This window comes from Pseudomonas sp. F01002 (assembly GCF_004402115.1).
Lineage (GTDB): Bacteria > Pseudomonadota > Gammaproteobacteria > Pseudomonadales > Pseudomonadaceae > Aquipseudomonas > Aquipseudomonas frigoris.
This window is the reverse complement of sequence record NZ_SOPU01000023.1, coordinates 200,274-215,316: the sequence shown is the minus strand read 5'-3', so window position 1 is coordinate 215,316 and position 15,043 is coordinate 200,274. Positions and strand designations below refer to the sequence as shown.

General features: G+C 61.5%; 12 protein-coding genes. 3 read left to right on the top strand and 9 right to left on the bottom strand.

Annotated features, from left to right (window positions below):
* The first annotated feature begins 84 nt into the window (after positions 1-84).
* On the top strand, positions 85-297 hold the full coding sequence (locus E3W21_RS20100; protein ID WP_129443816.1) for a hypothetical protein: 213 nt from the start codon (positions 85-87) through the stop codon (positions 295-297).
* Positions 294-551, top strand: a complete 258-nt coding sequence (locus E3W21_RS20095; RefSeq protein WP_134421598.1) for a hypothetical protein — start codon at positions 294-296, stop codon at positions 549-551. The genes E3W21_RS20100 and E3W21_RS20095 overlap by 4 nt, the downstream gene beginning before the upstream one ends.
* Positions 552-699: 148 nt before the next feature.
* Here E3W21_RS20095 and E3W21_RS20090 read toward each other — a convergent pair whose 3' ends face one another.
* From E3W21_RS20090 to E3W21_RS20080, 3 genes are read right to left on the bottom strand one after another with little or no spacing between them, the layout of a single operon-like run.
* Positions 700-1,314 carry a glutathione S-transferase gene (locus tag E3W21_RS20090; protein ID WP_134421597.1) on the bottom strand — a complete coding sequence of 205 codons (615 nt, stop codon included), beginning with the start codon at positions 1,312-1,314 and terminating at the stop codon, positions 700-702.
* A complete protein-coding gene (locus E3W21_RS20085; protein WP_134421596.1) occupies positions 1,311-4,952 on the bottom strand; it encodes an AAA family ATPase in 3,642 nt (1,213 codons plus the stop codon). The genes E3W21_RS20090 and E3W21_RS20085 overlap by 4 nt, the downstream gene beginning before the upstream one ends.
* Positions 4,949-6,193, bottom strand: a complete 1,245-nt coding sequence (locus tag E3W21_RS20080) for an exonuclease SbcCD subunit D C-terminal domain-containing protein (protein WP_134421595.1) — start codon at positions 6,191-6,193, stop codon at positions 4,949-4,951. The genes E3W21_RS20085 and E3W21_RS20080 overlap by 4 nt, the downstream gene beginning before the upstream one ends.
* A gap of 201 nt (positions 6,194-6,394) precedes the next feature.
* On the opposite strand from E3W21_RS20080, the gene E3W21_RS20075 reads away from it, so the two are divergent.
* Positions 6,395-7,978 carry an ABC-F family ATP-binding cassette domain-containing protein gene (locus E3W21_RS20075; RefSeq protein WP_134421594.1) on the top strand — a complete coding sequence of 528 codons (1,584 nt, stop codon included), beginning with the start codon at positions 6,395-6,397 and terminating at the stop codon, positions 7,976-7,978.
* 6 nt (positions 7,979-7,984) lie between these two features.
* Here the strand turns inward: E3W21_RS20075 and E3W21_RS20070 are convergent, their stop codons facing one another.
* Genes E3W21_RS20070 through E3W21_RS20045 form a run of 6 tightly spaced genes read right to left on the bottom strand, consistent with a single transcriptional unit; the run spans position 7,985 to position 14,830 of the window.
* Positions 7,985-9,625 (bottom strand): BatD family protein, encoded by a 1,641-nt coding sequence (locus E3W21_RS20070; protein WP_134421593.1) that lies wholly within the window; start codon positions 9,623-9,625, stop codon positions 7,985-7,987.
* Positions 9,622-11,361, bottom strand: a complete 1,740-nt coding sequence (locus E3W21_RS20065; RefSeq protein WP_134421592.1) for a tetratricopeptide repeat protein — start codon at positions 11,359-11,361, stop codon at positions 9,622-9,624. The genes E3W21_RS20070 and E3W21_RS20065 overlap by 4 nt, the downstream gene beginning before the upstream one ends.
* Positions 11,358-12,437: a VWA domain-containing protein gene (locus E3W21_RS20060; protein WP_134421591.1), complete on the bottom strand. Its 1,080-nt coding sequence runs from the start codon at positions 12,435-12,437 to the stop codon at positions 11,358-11,360. The genes E3W21_RS20065 and E3W21_RS20060 overlap by 4 nt, the downstream gene beginning before the upstream one ends.
* Positions 12,430-12,924 (bottom strand): DUF4381 domain-containing protein, encoded by a 495-nt coding sequence (locus tag E3W21_RS20055; protein ID WP_129443836.1) that lies wholly within the window; start codon positions 12,922-12,924, stop codon positions 12,430-12,432. The genes E3W21_RS20060 and E3W21_RS20055 overlap by 8 nt, the downstream gene beginning before the upstream one ends.
* Positions 12,921-13,865 (bottom strand): DUF58 domain-containing protein, encoded by a 945-nt coding sequence (locus E3W21_RS20050; protein ID WP_134421590.1) that lies wholly within the window; start codon positions 13,863-13,865, stop codon positions 12,921-12,923. Before E3W21_RS20050 ends, E3W21_RS20055 begins: the two co-directional genes overlap by 4 nt.
* 5 nt (positions 13,866-13,870) lie before the next feature.
* Positions 13,871-14,830, bottom strand: coding sequence for a MoxR family ATPase (locus E3W21_RS20045; RefSeq protein ID WP_008150800.1), 960 nt, complete (start codon positions 14,828-14,830; stop codon positions 13,871-13,873).
* Between the last annotated feature and the right edge of the window lie 213 nt (positions 14,831-15,043).

Genomic DNA, 15,043 nt, shown 5'->3' with positions numbered 1-15,043 from the left:
TGGTCACTATGGATAACCCTGAGTGGTTATCACCGCTTTTCTGATCGATTCTGTGGGCATCGAAACACGCCTGCGGAGAACATCATGGCCAGCGCAATCATCACTTCTGCCAAACACGGCGCCTACCTGGCTATCGGTCTTTACGTAGTCCTGGTGCTGGTTGTCAGCCTCTCGCCTCAATCGCAACAGACCCTCGATGCGCCGATTCAAGTCGCTCATCCCGGCATCCAGTTTGAACACCGTTCGCAAACCGCGATGGTCGATCACGCTGAACTCGCAGGAGTCGCCGGGGAATGAAAGGGCACAGACTTTGGGTCATCGCCTTCCTGGCGTTCATGACCAATGGATCCTCCTTGTTGGGGATCGGACAGGGCTCGGCGGGGTCGGTGGCACGGACTATCGAAGCCAATCACAACCTTGCTCGTAACATTGAAACCGCGAAGGCCCTGGGGCTGCTGGCCGGCAATCCGCCAATCAAACGCCAAGGCAGTTTTTTCGGGCCGTTCCACGTGGATTGCTCGGCGTTAGAGATGTGTAAAGCGTTGGCCTGAGTCGTTGAGACGACTCACCTTGTAGCAGCTGGCGAAGCCTGCGTTCGGCTGCGCAGCAGTCGTAAATCCGTTATTTCAGATCTATTTGGAAGACCGCGTGCTCTGGTTTCACGTCTGCTGCGCAGCCGAACGCAGGCTTCGCCAGCTGCTACAGGGGGCGGTGCGGCACCTTCTGCATTACGCCGACAAACAAATCCGACTCAAGGATTCGCTGCAACCAGCCCTGCAAGCGGTGATAGGGCGTCTGCCCGAACCACTCGCGATCCACATGGGCAAATTGCCGCACGAACGGCATCAGCGCCACGTCCGCCAGGCACGGATGCTCGGCCAGCAAGTAGTCGCGTCCCTCCAGCAACTCATCGAGCCTGCGCAAAAAAACCTCGCCCTCGGCGCGATAAAACGCCATTGGCTGCTCGGGGTATCGCTCGGCGTACTTGTAGCGATTCAGATGCACCTTGAACATCTGATCGTTTTCTTCGATCAACCCGGCGATGAGTTGCTGCCCGACAGGGTCATCCTTGAGCAACCAATCCTGCGGATCGCTCTGCGCCAACGCCCAGTGCATGATCGCCAGGCTTTCATCGATCACCTGACCGTCGACGCTCAGCACCGGCACCGTGCCTTTGCTCGACAACGCGAGCATTTCGGCAGGTTTGGCCTTCAGGCTGACCTCGACAATGTTCACCGCAACGCCGCAGTAGCGCAGGGCCATGCGCGCCCGCATCGCGTAGGGGCAGCGGCGGAAGGAATACAGCGTATTCATTTCACCTCCAGCGTACTCAGGCCGTTGCCTTGACGGCGGACCTGAATTTGCACCGGAATCCGTTCATGCATTTCCTGCACGTGTGAAATCACCGCGACTTTACGTCCCTGCGCTTGCAAGCCGTCGAGAGCATCCATGGCCAGTTGCAGGGATTCCGGATCAAGGCTGCCGAAGCCTTCATCGATGAACAATGATTCGATTTTCAGCGTGCTCGATGCCATCGACGCCAAACCGAGCGCCAGGGCCAGCGACACCAGGAACGTCTCGCCGCCGGACAACGAATGCACCGAACGCAGTTCATCACCCATCTCGGTGTCCATCACCAACAGCCCGAGCATGCTGCCGCCACGTTTGAGGCGATAGCGCCGCACCAGTTGCCGCAACTGAACGTTGGCGTGATGCACCAGCAGGTCGAGGTTGTAGGCCTGGGCGATCTTGCGGAAGGTGTCGCCCGTGGCCGAACCGATCAGTGCATTCAAACGTGCCCAGCGCTGGTATTCGGTGTAGGCGTCGGCGATCTGCTGCGCGAGGGCCTGATTGGCGTTTTGCCGGCGCTGATCCTCGGCCTGTTCGGCGCGCAGCTCGGCGCAACGGTGTTCGCTGGCGGTGAACAGGTTTTGTAGCTCGGCAAGCGCCGTCGCCAGCTGTTCGGCGTCGAGATTGCCGTTGTGCTGTGCTTGATGATTGAGCAGACGCTGATCGCGTTCCTGCAACAGAACCTTGGTCTGTTCGATGGCTTTTTCGCTTTGCTGCAATTGCTGACGCAGTTCGCTGACCTGCTGGTCGTCAACACTCAGCAGATCTTCCAGACCACCGTCATCCAGTTCCGGATGCAATGCGCGCCAGTCGGCAATCTTGCCGCTCAGCTCGCGATCTTCGGTTTCCAGTGCCTGCGAGCGTTCCTGCTGGGCCTTGAGTTCGGCGCCCAGTTGCACCAGCCGCGTACGCACGGTTTGCAGTTCCTGATTGGCGGTCGCCTCAGCATTGCGCGCCTGTTCGACGGCTTGATCCAGTTGCTGCTGCCACTGTTCGGCGCTGGTGTGTTCGCCGAGCAATTGCGTGAGTTTTTGCTGGCAGGCCTGTTGCTGGTCGGCGAGGGCGGTGAACTGCTGGCGGGTCGTTTCCAACTGCTGGAGGCGAGTGAGTTGGCGGTCCTGTTCTTTCTCCAGCGTCTGCTGCCGTTGTTGCTGTTCGCCGAGTTCATCGCGTTGCTGATCGAGTTGTTCCAGGCGCTGGCTGATCTGCCGGTCCAATTTCATGAAGGTCGCGGCCGGTTCGTTGCGCAGCGCTTGCAGCGTGTCGGCCGGGAGCAGGTTGCTGAACGCCGTCAACTCCTCGTCCAGACGCTGGCGATCACTGCTCAACTCACGTTGCTGGTTGGCCAGGTATTGGGCAGCTTGCTGGCTCGCCGCTTCAGCGCTACGCAGTTGCTGTTGAAGGCGCGCGGCGTCCTGTTGCAGGGTGAGCAGGGCGGTTTGCCGTTGTTCGTCCTGAGTGATGCTCTGGTTTAGCTGGCTGCTTTGCTGCGTCAGCCAGGCATCGCGTTTGAGCGCATCTTGCGTGAGCAACTGCGCAGACAACGGATGTGCTTCAAGGCTCGGTGCCAGGCTCTGTTGCTGGGTCGCGAGGTGTTCTTGCTGTTGCAGCAACTCCTTTTGCTGAGCAATCACGCCGCCCACTTCAGCGCGCAGGTCAGTGAGCTTTTCTTTCAGCAGGTCGACGGCTTTTTGGGCGTTGGCCTGTTCGCTTTCATCATGCCGGCCAAGGCTCTGCAGCAGGGCTTCGGGCTGATGATAAGGATGGTCGGGGCTGCCACAGACCGGGCACGGCTGATCGTCCTGCAACTGCTCGCGCAGTTCTTCAACGCTGGCGCTGCGGGCCAGGCGCTGGCGTTCCAGCAGTTCGCGGGTGACGGTCAGGGTCTGTTCGGCAACGACCAATTCGTTCTTGGCTTTCACACCGTCCTGGGTCAGACGTTCTCGTTCTTGCTGAGCGGTGAGCTGGCGCTGCTGGAGTTCGGACGCGCGCTTGTCCAGTTCCTGATGACTGGCCCACAGGCGCGTCAGCTCTTCAAAGGCCCGCTGTTGCTTGCGGTTATCCTGCAACAGACTCCCGAGAATCTGGATCTGTTCGGCCACCGCCTCCGGTTCGGCGCCGGCCTCCTTGTACAGCACTTCAAGGCTCTGGCGCCGAGTGGAAAGGTCCTCGGCAGCGCGAGCGGCGCTTTGTTCCAGAGCGGCCAGTTCGGCCTGGCCCTTGTTCAGGCGATTGCCGATCAGCATCAGCTGTTGCAGGCGATCACGGTAGGCGCTCCAGGCATCGCTCAAAGCCGCCAGAGGGGTGCTTTGCTCAAGCTCCCCGGCAATCCGCTGCAAACATTCGGCCACCTGTTTCTGTTGGTTCAGCAAGCCTTGGATCGTGTTTTGGCCCTGAGTGCAGGCCAGTTCCGCCTGCTGCTTGAGGTCGGCACTGAGGCCGGCATCCTTGACCAGACGGGCGAGGGTGCTTTGCTCTTCGAAGGCCTGGCGCAGAAGTGGAGCGCTTGAGGTGTGTTGGCTTTGGGCCTCGACGAGTGCGGTCTGTGCGGCACTCAGGCTGTGTTCGAGTTGCGTCTGGCGCTCGTTCAGCTCGGTTTGCTGTTGGGTGTGTTGCTGAATCTGCGCGGCCAGCGGTGTGAGCTGGGCGGTGAGTTCGGTCTTGCGGGCGAACTGGTGCCGTTGCGGGGCCAGTTGCTCCAGGCGAGTCAGCTTCAAACGTTCGCCGGCCAGACTTTCCCAGTGTTGCTGGGCCGATTGCAGTTGCTCGGTGGCGCTCTGCTGCTCGTCCTGCAACTGGCGCAATTCCTTGAGCCAGGTATGTTGCAGTTCTAGTTGCTTGAGTTGCGCTTGCTGGCTCTTGAGTTGTTGCTGAGCCTCGTTGAAGCGTTCATCGAGTTCTGCCCGAGCTTCTGGCGACAACGGCGTCACGCCGGTGGCCTGGTCCTGCAGCAGCTTGTGGGTTTCGCGAGCCTCTTTGGTTTTGTCGAACGCCCGGCGACCCAGGCGCGTATAGAGCGCGGTGTCGGTGAGTTTTTCCAGCAGTTCGCTACGTTCGTTGTCGTTAGCCTTGAGGAACGCACTGAATTCACTCTGGGCCAACAGCACCGCGCGGGTGAATTGCTCAAAGTTCAGGCCCAGTACGGATTCGAGATGGATTTTGAATTCAACTTTCTGACTGGCCAGCAGTTGATCCAGATCGATGTCGCGCAAGCTCTGGCGGCTGGCTTGCAGCTTGCCGCCGGCTTTCTCGCGGGCGCGGTTAGCTTCCCAGCGAGCGCGGTAGCGACGGCCATCGATGCCAACGAAATCTACTTCGGCATAACCTTCACCCGTGCCGCGACGCAGCAGCGTGCGCGGGTCGCCAGTGCTGATCTCGCCGTCGGCGTCTGGCGCTTTGGCAGACACCTGAGCATTGCTAAGCCGAGGCACCGCACCGAACAGCGCGAGGCACAAGGCATCGAGCAAGGTGCTTTTACCGGCGCCCGTCGGCCCTGTGATCGCGAACAGACCGGCGCTGGCCAACGGCTCAGCGGTAAAGTCGATTTCAAAAGGCCCGGCCAGTGAGGCGAGGTTTTTCAGGCGGATCGCGAGGATCTTCATGGTTGTTCGCTCTCCATCTGCACGTCTTGCAACAGCTCAGCGAAGTCCTTGAGGGTTTGCTCGTCGACCTCGCTGCCGTAGTTGTCCTGCCAGGCGCGGCTGAACAGTTCCTGAGGTGAGAGCTGGTCGAGCTCGATCAAGGTCGTGCCGTCATCGACGCCATCGCGGCTGCCGTTGCCGGCGTATTCAGCGGCGATCCGCACCAGGCGCACGGCTTTGCCTTGCAGGGCGGTTTCCACTTGAAAACGCAAGTCGGGTTGCGGCTCATCGAGGCGCACCCGAACTTCCAGCCACGGCTGGCGCTGGATATCGGCCAGCAGGTCGATGTTCGGCAAGTCGGCCAGTTGCAGCAGGATTTCCGCCAATGGCGCGGGACCGATGCGTTGCAGATTCACCGCCCGGGGGATCAGTTTGGGTTCGACGCTGACCAGGGTTTCGCCCTCGAGTTTGATGTCGAGAATCTGGTGCTGATAGCCAATCTCGGAGAACGACAGCGGAATTGGCGAGCCGCTGTAGCGGATACGCTCTTCACCATTGACCTTCTGCGGCTTGTGCAAGTGACCGAGGGCGACGTAACTGATGCTCGGCCCGAACAGGTTGGCGGGCAGCGCTTCGGCATTGCCGATGATCAGGCTGCGCTCGGAGTCTTCCGACACCGAACCGCCAGCCATGTGCGCGTGGCTGATAGCGATCAGTGCCTGGCCCCGCTTGCGTTTGGCATTAGCCGCTTCGATCAGCCATTCGTGAACCTGACCGATGCCGCGCAGGTAGTTGTCGCCCAAGTGCGCGCCGGTCACTTCGGCGGGGCGCAGGAACGGCAGCGCCAGGCACCAGGCGACGGTTTTGCCCTTGGCATCCGGCAATGGCAGCAACAAGCGCTCGGCGTCGAGTTGACCGTCATCCAGCCACAGCACACGCCCCAGCGCATGCGTGCGTAAACGCCGCATCAATGGCGCGGGCAGTTCGATCCGCGAACCGGAGTCATGGTTGCCGGCGATCATCACGATGGTCAGCTTCGGCTGTTGTTCATGGGCGCTGACGATGAAATCGTAGAGACGTTCCTGGGCTTTGACCGGCGGGTTGACCGTGTCGAAGATATCGCCGGCGATCAGCAGCACATCAGGCTGGTCCAGCTTTAGCTGACGCAACAGCCAGTCAAGGAAACAGCCGTGCTCGAAATCGCGTTCCTGGCCATGTAGGTTTTGTCCAAGGTGCCAGTCGGAGGTGTGAAACAGACGCAAGGCAAACTCCGTAGGAAATAAGGTAATGGCCGCGTGGGAAATGATGGCGGCTAAAGGGGAGGGAGTTTACTGGCAAAAGACCGGGGATGCTGAATGCCTTGAAAGATTGCCTGTCGATTGGGGGGTACAGCTTCAGTATGGTAGAGGGCAGTCGAACGCTGTTGCGCAGCATCAGGGAGTTTTAATGTTTAAGGAGGCGTCATGACTCAACGGTTACTTCAACTGGATCAAGTGTCGTTCAACCTGCCCGACGGGCGCGTTCTGTTTGATCACTTGAACCACACCTTCAGTACCAGGGCCACCGGCATCGTGGGCGCCAATGGCTGTGGCAAGTCCTTGCTTGGCCGGCTCCTGACGGGGGAGCAACGGCCCACCAGCGGCATCGTCCGTCGCGAAGGCCGGGTTTACGCCGTGGCGCAGTTACTGGAACCCGAACGCTATCCCAGCGTTGCCGCGCTGGCCGGGGTCGACCCTATTCTGGCGGCGCTGGATCGCATTGCCCAAGGCAGCGTCGACGATGACGACCATTCGCTGGCGGTCGACCAATGGGATTGCGCCACACGCCTTGAGGCGGAACTGCAGCAGATCGGCCTGGGCCATTTGAATGCCGACGCGCGCACCGATGCACTCAGTGGTGGCGAACGGCAACGGGTGGCGTTGCTGGGGGCGTGGTTATCCAGAGCCGACTGGCTCATTCTGGATGAGCCCAGTAATCACCTGGATATTGATCAGCAATACAAGTTATCGCAGCAGATCGATCGCTGGCCCAACGGCCTGGTGTTGATCAGCCACGACCGGGGTCTTCTGGAGCACGTAAACGAAATTGTCGAGCTTTCACCTTTGGGGCTGGCGGTTTATGGCGGCAACTACAGTCAGTATGCGGCGGCACGCGAGCAAGAACAGCAGTCGTTCCAGTCGGCATTGCAAGGGGAGCGGGCGCAGGCCAAGCGCGAGCAACGTGAGATGGCCGTGCAGATGGAGCGTCAGCAACGGCGTAATGCGCGCGGAGACCGTCAGGCCCGCGACGGCAATCAGACCAAGCTGATCACCAACGCCCAGAAAGAGCGCAGCGAAAACAGTCAGGGAAAATTGCGCCTCAATCAACAGGTGGCCCGGGAGCAGCAACAACAACGTATCGCCGAGGCCCGTGCGCGGTGTGCGCCCGACATTCAACGCATGATGTTGTCTCCGGAAAGCGTTGTGCCCAATGGCAAGCTGATTGTGCAGCTCAACGACGTCATTCTCCCGTTCGGTTACGCAACGCCGGTCAATCTGACGCTGACGGGGCCTATGCGCATGGCAATCCTGGGCGCCAACGGCAGCGGCAAGTCGACCTTGTTGCAGGTGATCGCCGGCCAACTGCCGGTGCGCGAAGGCGAGGTCGTGCGCAGTTGTCATGTTGGCTGGCTGGATCAACACGCCGGATTGCAGCACCCCGAACGCACGGCGGTGCAATGGCTCTACGAGAGTAATCCGCAGTTGCCCGAAGCCGAGGCGCGAACCCGGTTGGCGCAGATGGGCATTGATGCGGATCGTGCGATGCTCAAGACCTGCCAATTGAGCGGTGGCGAACGCCTGAAAATAGCACTGGCGGCGCAGTTATATGCACAGCGGCCACCGCAATTGCTATTGCTGGACGAACCGGACAACCATTTGGACTTGCCTAGTAAAATTGCGCTGGAGCAGATGCTCAATCAGTACCAAGGGGCATTGATCGTCGTCTCCCACGACAGCGCTTTTTTACAGGCCATTCATCTGGACGCCGAGTCCCATCTCAACAGCTAGGGGCCGTTACTTCGGATAAAGCGGTGGCAACCCGCTGTCGCCAACCGGGTCCTGAACCCGCTCGGCAATTGGGATCGCCTTGATCGCCCGCCACAAGTCTTCACCTTGCCAATGCTGGCCGGTTTCGCTGTAGAGCGCGCCGTTCAAGCCATCGAGGGCGTCGGACAGCGGCACAAAACGCGCCGCCATATCGGCCAGGGTTTCCGGTTGTTGCCGGGCCCAGGCGTCGAGGGCCTGGCGGGTGGCGTGGGAGTCGTTGGCCTGACAGGCGCGCTTGAGATCGTCGAGCACGGTGCGCGGGCTCGGGCCGGTCTGCGCGGCGCGCAGGATCGCCGGTTGCCAGCGGGCGCGCCACCAGAGACCGAAGCCCAGCAGGGTAGTGCAGGCCAGGATCAGGGTGCTGAGTTTCCACCACCAGAGGGCTTCGTTGTCGGCAGCGGAAAAGACTTGTGGCATGCCGGCCGGGGTGTCGACCATCAGGCTCGGATTATTCGCCACTGGCAGGGTTCGGGCCGGCAGGCTGCTGTGATCCAGATGGTCCTCGAAGGTGTTCCACCAGATCACTTCAACCGCTGGCAACTCGATTGCGCCGCTGCGCGTTGGCACCAGGGCCTCACGATCTTCGCGGCTGCCGATCAGCCCGCGCTCGCTGTTCTGGTTGCCCAGCACCGGTTGATCCGGGTAGCGCCGCAAGCCGTTGACGTCGGTGGCGGGCAGCGGCGGCAATTGCGAACTGTCCAGGCCTTCAGCCTTTACAGTCAGGCTGCGGGTCAACGAATCACCCACTTGCGCGTGATCCGGTTCCGGGTTCCAGCTTTCGCTCAGGCTGAGGCTACGGGCCGGCAGCCATGGCACGTCGGCCGGGTAGGTGATGGGTTTGGCCTTGACCGTCAGCAGAATCTCGGCGGAGCTTACCCGCATCAGTTTGCCGGATTTCGGTGCCTGCGCGGCGGAGTCCTTGGCGGGTTGTGCGTCCACGAGTGCGGCATTGAATATCTGCGGCGGAATGACCAACTCACCGCTGTGTTGCGGGTAGATTGAGTAGCGCATCTCGATCACGCCGTGGCGCAGACCATTGATGTCTTTCTCGTAGGTGCGCGCCTCGCCCAGTTGCTCGATGCGCACATCGGGGATTTGCAAAGGGGGCAAGCTGCTGTCGTCGTACAGCGACACCGAATGGTAGATGCGCAAGGTCAGGATTGCCTGGGCTTGTACGTACACGCTGTTTTGATCGAGGCTGGCGTCGATGAACACCGGGGCCCGTTTGGTCGGGCTGTCCTGGGTTTCGGTTTCGACCACTTGCACGGTGATTGGCTGGCTCTGCACGTCACCCAGTTGCAGTGACGGAATCACCACGCTGCCGTTTTGCCGAGGCAGCAGGGTGATGATCCATCGGGTGGTCGCACGGTTGTCGCCGTTCAGGGTGGTCAACTGGTTGACCTGGCGGGTGCCGCGCACTTCGAACAGCGGCTCCAGCGGTGCCAGGTCAGGCTTGCCGAACTGCGTCACGTCGTTGGATTCGAGGGTCAGTTCAATCGTTTCGCCGCTGTTCAGGCGACTGCGATCCACACTGGCGACCAGCCCGGCTGCCTGTGCCTGAACAGTGCAGAGCAACAGTGCGAGCAAGAAAGTGGTGAAGCGGGTCATCGAGTTTTTCCCTGATCCTGATGTTGTTGCTGTTCGTACCAGAATTTGCGTCTGAGCAATTCACCCGGGTCATCCGGGATCTTGCGCAGCCATTGCTCCAGCGCCTGGCGCTGTTCACCATCGATGCTGTCGCTGGCCGGACGCATCGGTGGTCTGGTGCTGTCTTCATTCCCCAGCTCGCTGCCCGGGACTTCATTGGTGCCGGGTTTCGACGGCGTTTTGCTCTGTTGCTCGGAGTCCGTCGTGGTTTGTTGGCCGTCGGTTTTCGGTTCGCCCTTATCCGACGGTTGCGTGGCCGCGCCCGGCGGCGGTTCTTGCGTGGGGGGCTCGGTCTCGTTACCAGCGTTTTTGTCCGGCGCAACGGGCGGCGGAGTGTTTTTCTGCTTCAGCAGACTTTCCACCAGCGCCTTGTTGGTCAGGGCCGGGCGCAAATCCGGTTGGCGTTCCAGCGCCTGTTCGTAGGCGTCCAGCGCCGCTTCCAATTCACCGCTTTTGGCCAGGGCGTTGCCACGATTGTAGTGGGCGTGGGCGTCGCTGCCTTCGGCGAACCGCTGGGCGGCGCCGCTGTAGTCGCCTGCCTCGTAGAGCGCCACGCCTTGCCATTGGCGATCTTCGAAATGCTGCGCAGCCTCGGCCGGGCGCTTCTGCTTCAGCAAGATCAGCCCCTGTTGGTCGGGTCGCAGCCACAAATCGTTGAAGTCGAAGGCGTAACTCGGCTGTGGTAGCAGCAAGAGCAGTGGCAGACAGAACAACCAGCCCCGACGGCCGGCGCACGCCGCCAGCAGCAACAACGGCAACAACAGCCAGTAACCCTGGTCGGCCCATGTATCGAGGCGCAGAGTCTGGCCGTCGTTGCGCAACGCGCGTGGACCGTCGAGCAAGCCGAGGGCGTGCAGGTCGGCATCATCCAGGCGCGCGTGGCGATAGCTTCCGTTCAGGTCGTTGGCAAAGGCTTTCAGGCCTGGTTCGTCCAGATGTGGTACCAGAATTGCGCCCTGGTCGTCCTTCAGAAAACTGCCGTCCTCCTGGGTGATCGGCGCGCCTTCGGCAGTGCCGATACCGAGCATCAGAAATTGTGTCGACTTGCCGTCCAGCGCCTGCTCAATCCCATGGCGTTCCAGTTCGGTCAAGGTCGAACCGATCAGCAGGATACGTCCGTCACCGAGGGCGCCCTGTTCCAGCAGGGCAAGGGCCTTGGTCACCGCCAGATCGGCGCGATGTCCTGCTTGGGGCATCAGTGAAGGCTTGAGGGCATCCAATAGATTGCGGCTGGTCGACAGGTCATCCGAAAGGGGCACCAGCGTGTGAGCGCTGCCGGAGTAGACGACAATCGCAGTCTGGGCGTCGCTGCGGTTCTCCAGGAGGTCGAACAGCTTGCGCCGGGCCTGTTCCAGCCGGTTGGATGGTACGTCGGTGGCGAGCATTTCCGGGGTCAGCTCAAGGACCACGACCAGCGGGTCGGCGGGTTTCTGGCTGGCTTGCTCGACACGTTCCCAGCTCGGCCCGAGCAGCGCCAGAACGGTCAGCACCCAGGCACATCCAAGGATGACCCACGGCAATTTGCTGTCGCGACCGTTGCCACCACTGAGCAACGCCGCGTGGAAGGCCGGTGGCAGAATCATCTGCCAGCGCCCGGCGCGTTTCTGCCGATGCCAGAGCTGCCAGAGCAACCAGCCAAGCAATGGCAACAACAGCAACCACCAGGGGCGGAACAAGTACGGCCAGAGTGCACTCATCGGCGCCTCCGCAGACGCAGGCGTTTAAGCCGCTGGCGCCAGTCGGGCAGTTGCGTTTGCAAAAACAGATCCTTGGTAAACAGTCGCTGCAAAGGGTTGTCAGGCCAGCGCTCGCGAACCACCAACAGCATGCTCAACAGCAACGCTATTGCCAAAGGCCAGTGGTACAACGCCTGAGCCGGGCGGGCCTGAGTCGGTTGCTGGGTCACCGGTTCCAGTTTGTCGAGGGTGTCCTTGATCGCTTGCAGTTCCTTGTCATCGTGGGCGCGAAAATACTGGCCGCCCGTGGCTTCGGCGATCGCCATCAAGGAGGGTTCATCGAGGTCGAGGCTCGGGTTGACCCCAAGGAAACCCAACGTGCCACTTTGCTCCGGATCGGCGCCGATACCGATCGGGTAGATTTTCACGCCTTCGCTGGCTGCCAGCCGCGCAGCCGTGAGCGGGTCGATTTGGCCACCGTTGTTGGCGCCGTCAGTGACCAGAATCAGCACGCGACTTTGTGCCGGGCGTTGGCGCAGGCGTTTGAGGGCCAGGCCAATGACATCGCCGATGGCAGTGTTCTTGCCGGCGATGCCGATCCGCGCTTCGTCGAGCCACACGCGCACCGTGTGCCGGTCGAACGTCAGCGGTGCTTGCAGATACGCCTGGCTGCCGAACAGGATCAGGCCGACGCGATCGCCATCGCGACTTTCAAGGAAGTCACCGAGCAAGTGCTGAACCAGCGTGAGTCGACTGACGTCTTCGTCCTGCCACTGCATGTCGGGGAAATCCATCGAGCCGGACACGTCGACCGCTACCAGCAGATCGCGACCGCTGGCGGCGATGGGCAGCGGTTCGCCAAGCCATTGCGGGCGCGCCGCCGCGATCAGTAGCAACAGCCACAGCAGCATGAACGGTGCCTGTTGGCGCCAGGCCGGCAGGTTGGCCCGGGCGCGGCGGCGGACCAGGCCTTCGAGGTCGCCGAGGAAGCTGACCTTGAGCGCCGGTTCGCCACTGTCGGCGACAGGCAGCACGATGCGCATCAGCCAGGGCAGCGGCAGCAGGGCAAAGATCCACGGCCAGGCGAACTCAAACATGTTTACGAATCCAGGTGTCGACCGCTTGAGTCAGGCCGGCGATGGCCTTGTCGTCGAGTTTGCATTCGGGTTTGTAGGCGCCTTCGACCAGCACCATCCAGCGGGTCAGGCCGGCGGCCGGGCAACGATTGTCGAGGAATGCCAGCCATTTGCGCCCATTGAGGGTATGGCTCTGGCTGTAGGGGTAGTGGTTGCGGCACAGGCGTTTGAGCAAACCGTTGAGTTGCTGCAACCAGGCACCGGCCGGAGCGCCGTCGTAGGGTTTTGGCATCCGCGCGAGTTCTGCCAGCGCGGCAAGGCGCACCGGGTCCAGCGGTTGTTCGGTGCGCACGATCGGGCGTTTGTTCGCAAAGAAGTGCCTTGCCTTCCACAGACCGAAACCGATGAGCGGCAGTAACAGCAGCAACAGCCACCAGCCCGGTGCCGGAGGCCAGATTTCGATCGGTGGCGGGGAGATCAGTGGTTGCAGTTGCTCGAGGCTGCTCATCGGCCTTTCCCCGGTTTCTGTGGGTTCAGGTACTCGCGCAATTGTTCAACCATCTCGCTCTGGGTGCTCAGGGGCATCAGCAATACCCGCAGTTTCTGCGCGAGTAATTCCCAGCGAGCGATGCGCGCTTCGGCCTGGGCGCGATAGATCTGGCGCAGCTCGAAATTCAGGGTATCGAGTTCCAGTTGCGCACCGCGTTCGGCGAAACGTAAAAGTCCGGCGGCGGGCAGGGCGTGATCGAGAGGGTCAGATACCGGCAGCAGCAACAGATCGCAATGCCGCGACAACAGACTCAGCTGTTGCTCGGCGCCATCGGACAAGGTGCGTTCGTCGCAGATTATGATCACCAGGCTGCCGGGGCGCAGGACTTCCCGGGCACGGCGCAGGGCAATGTTGAAGGCGTCCCGGTCCGGCTCGTTTTCCGTGTGCAGCGACTGATTGACCCGCACCAGACGGTTGAGCAACTGCAGCAGGCTCTGTTTGCTGCGTCGTGGCTTGATTTCATAGTGCTCGTTGTTGCCGAACACCAGTCCGCCGACCCGATCGTTATGACCCAGTGCGGCCCAGCCGATCAGGCTCGCGGCCTGGGCGGCGAGCACCGATTTGAACATCAGCCCCGAGCCGAAAAACAGCCGGCGACTTTGCTCGACCATGATGAAAATCGGCCGCTCGCGCTCTTCATGGAACAGCTTGGTGTGGGGTTCCTGGGTGCGGGCGGTGACGCGCCAGTCGATGCTTCGCACATCATCGCCAGCCTGATAGACCCGCACCTGATCGAAGTCCACCCCGCGCCCGCGCAGTTTGGAGTGGTGCAAGCCGATCAGCGGGCTGCGCTGGCTCGGCGTGGAAAACAGTTGCACTTCACGCACGCGATGGCGCATCTCGATCAGCTCGGCGAGGCTGACACGGATGCCCGGCTCGGGCGGCAGGAGGGCGTTCATCGGGGTCAAGCGACGGCTACGACGTCGAGAATCCGCTGGACCACCCGGTCCTGGTCGATGCCCGCGGCTTCGGCTTCAAAGGAAAGAATGATGCGGTGGCGCAGCACATCGAACAGCACCGCTTGAATGTCTTCCGGGCTGACGAAGTCGCGACCGGCGAGCCAGGCGTGGGCCCGGGCGCAGCGGTCGAGGGCAATCGAGCCGCGCGGGCTGGCGCCGTAGGCGATCCACTCGGCCATCTCCGGGTCGAACTTGGCCGGGGTGCGCGTGGCCATGACCAGTTGCACCAGGTATTCCTCCACGGCGTCGGCCATATACAAGCCGAGGATTTCCTTGCGCGCGGCGAAGATCGCCTGCTGGCTGACCCGGCGCTCGGGCTTGGTTTCGCCATTCAACGCTTCGCCACGGGCCTGTTGCAGGATCCGACGTTCGACGGCGGCGTCCGGGAAGCCGATTTTCACGTGCATCAGGAACCGGTCGAGCTGAGCTTCGGGCAATGGATAGGTGCCTTCCTGCTCGATCGGGTTTTGCGTGGCCATTACCAGGAACAGCGGCGACAGCTCGTATGTGCTGCGCCCGACGCTGACCTGACGCTCGCCCATGGCTTCGAGCAAGGCCGACTGAACCTTGGCCGGGGCGCGGTTGATTTCGTCCGCCAGCACCAGGTTGTGGAAGATCGGGCCTTGCTGGAACACGAAGCTGCCGGTTTCCGGGCGATAGATTTCCGTACCGGTAATGTCGGCGGGCAACAGGTCGGGGGTGAACTGGATGCGATGGAACTGTGCTTCGATGCCTTCGGCGAGTTCTTTGATGGCCTTGGTCTTGGCCAGGCCCGGAGCGCCCTCGACCAGCATGTGGCCGTCGGCGAGCAAGGCGATGAGCAAGCGCTCGATAAGTTTTTCCTGGCCGAGAATCTGCGTTGAAAGAAAGGTTCGCAGCGCTAGCAGCGCTTCACGATGTTCCATCGATGACTGTTCCTGGAAAGGGTGACCGAAGACGTTCGAATAACGCCAGGGCTGGGGGCGTTACTTTAATCTATCGCGGGGGGCGGCGACTAACGGCATTTTGTGCAAAGTGCGGGAAATGGTTGGAGTTTTGCAGGGTGAGTAGGGTGGTGGTGTTCTTTCGGGCCTCTTCGCGAGCAAGCCCGCTCCCACACTTAATCGCGTTCTGCCAGG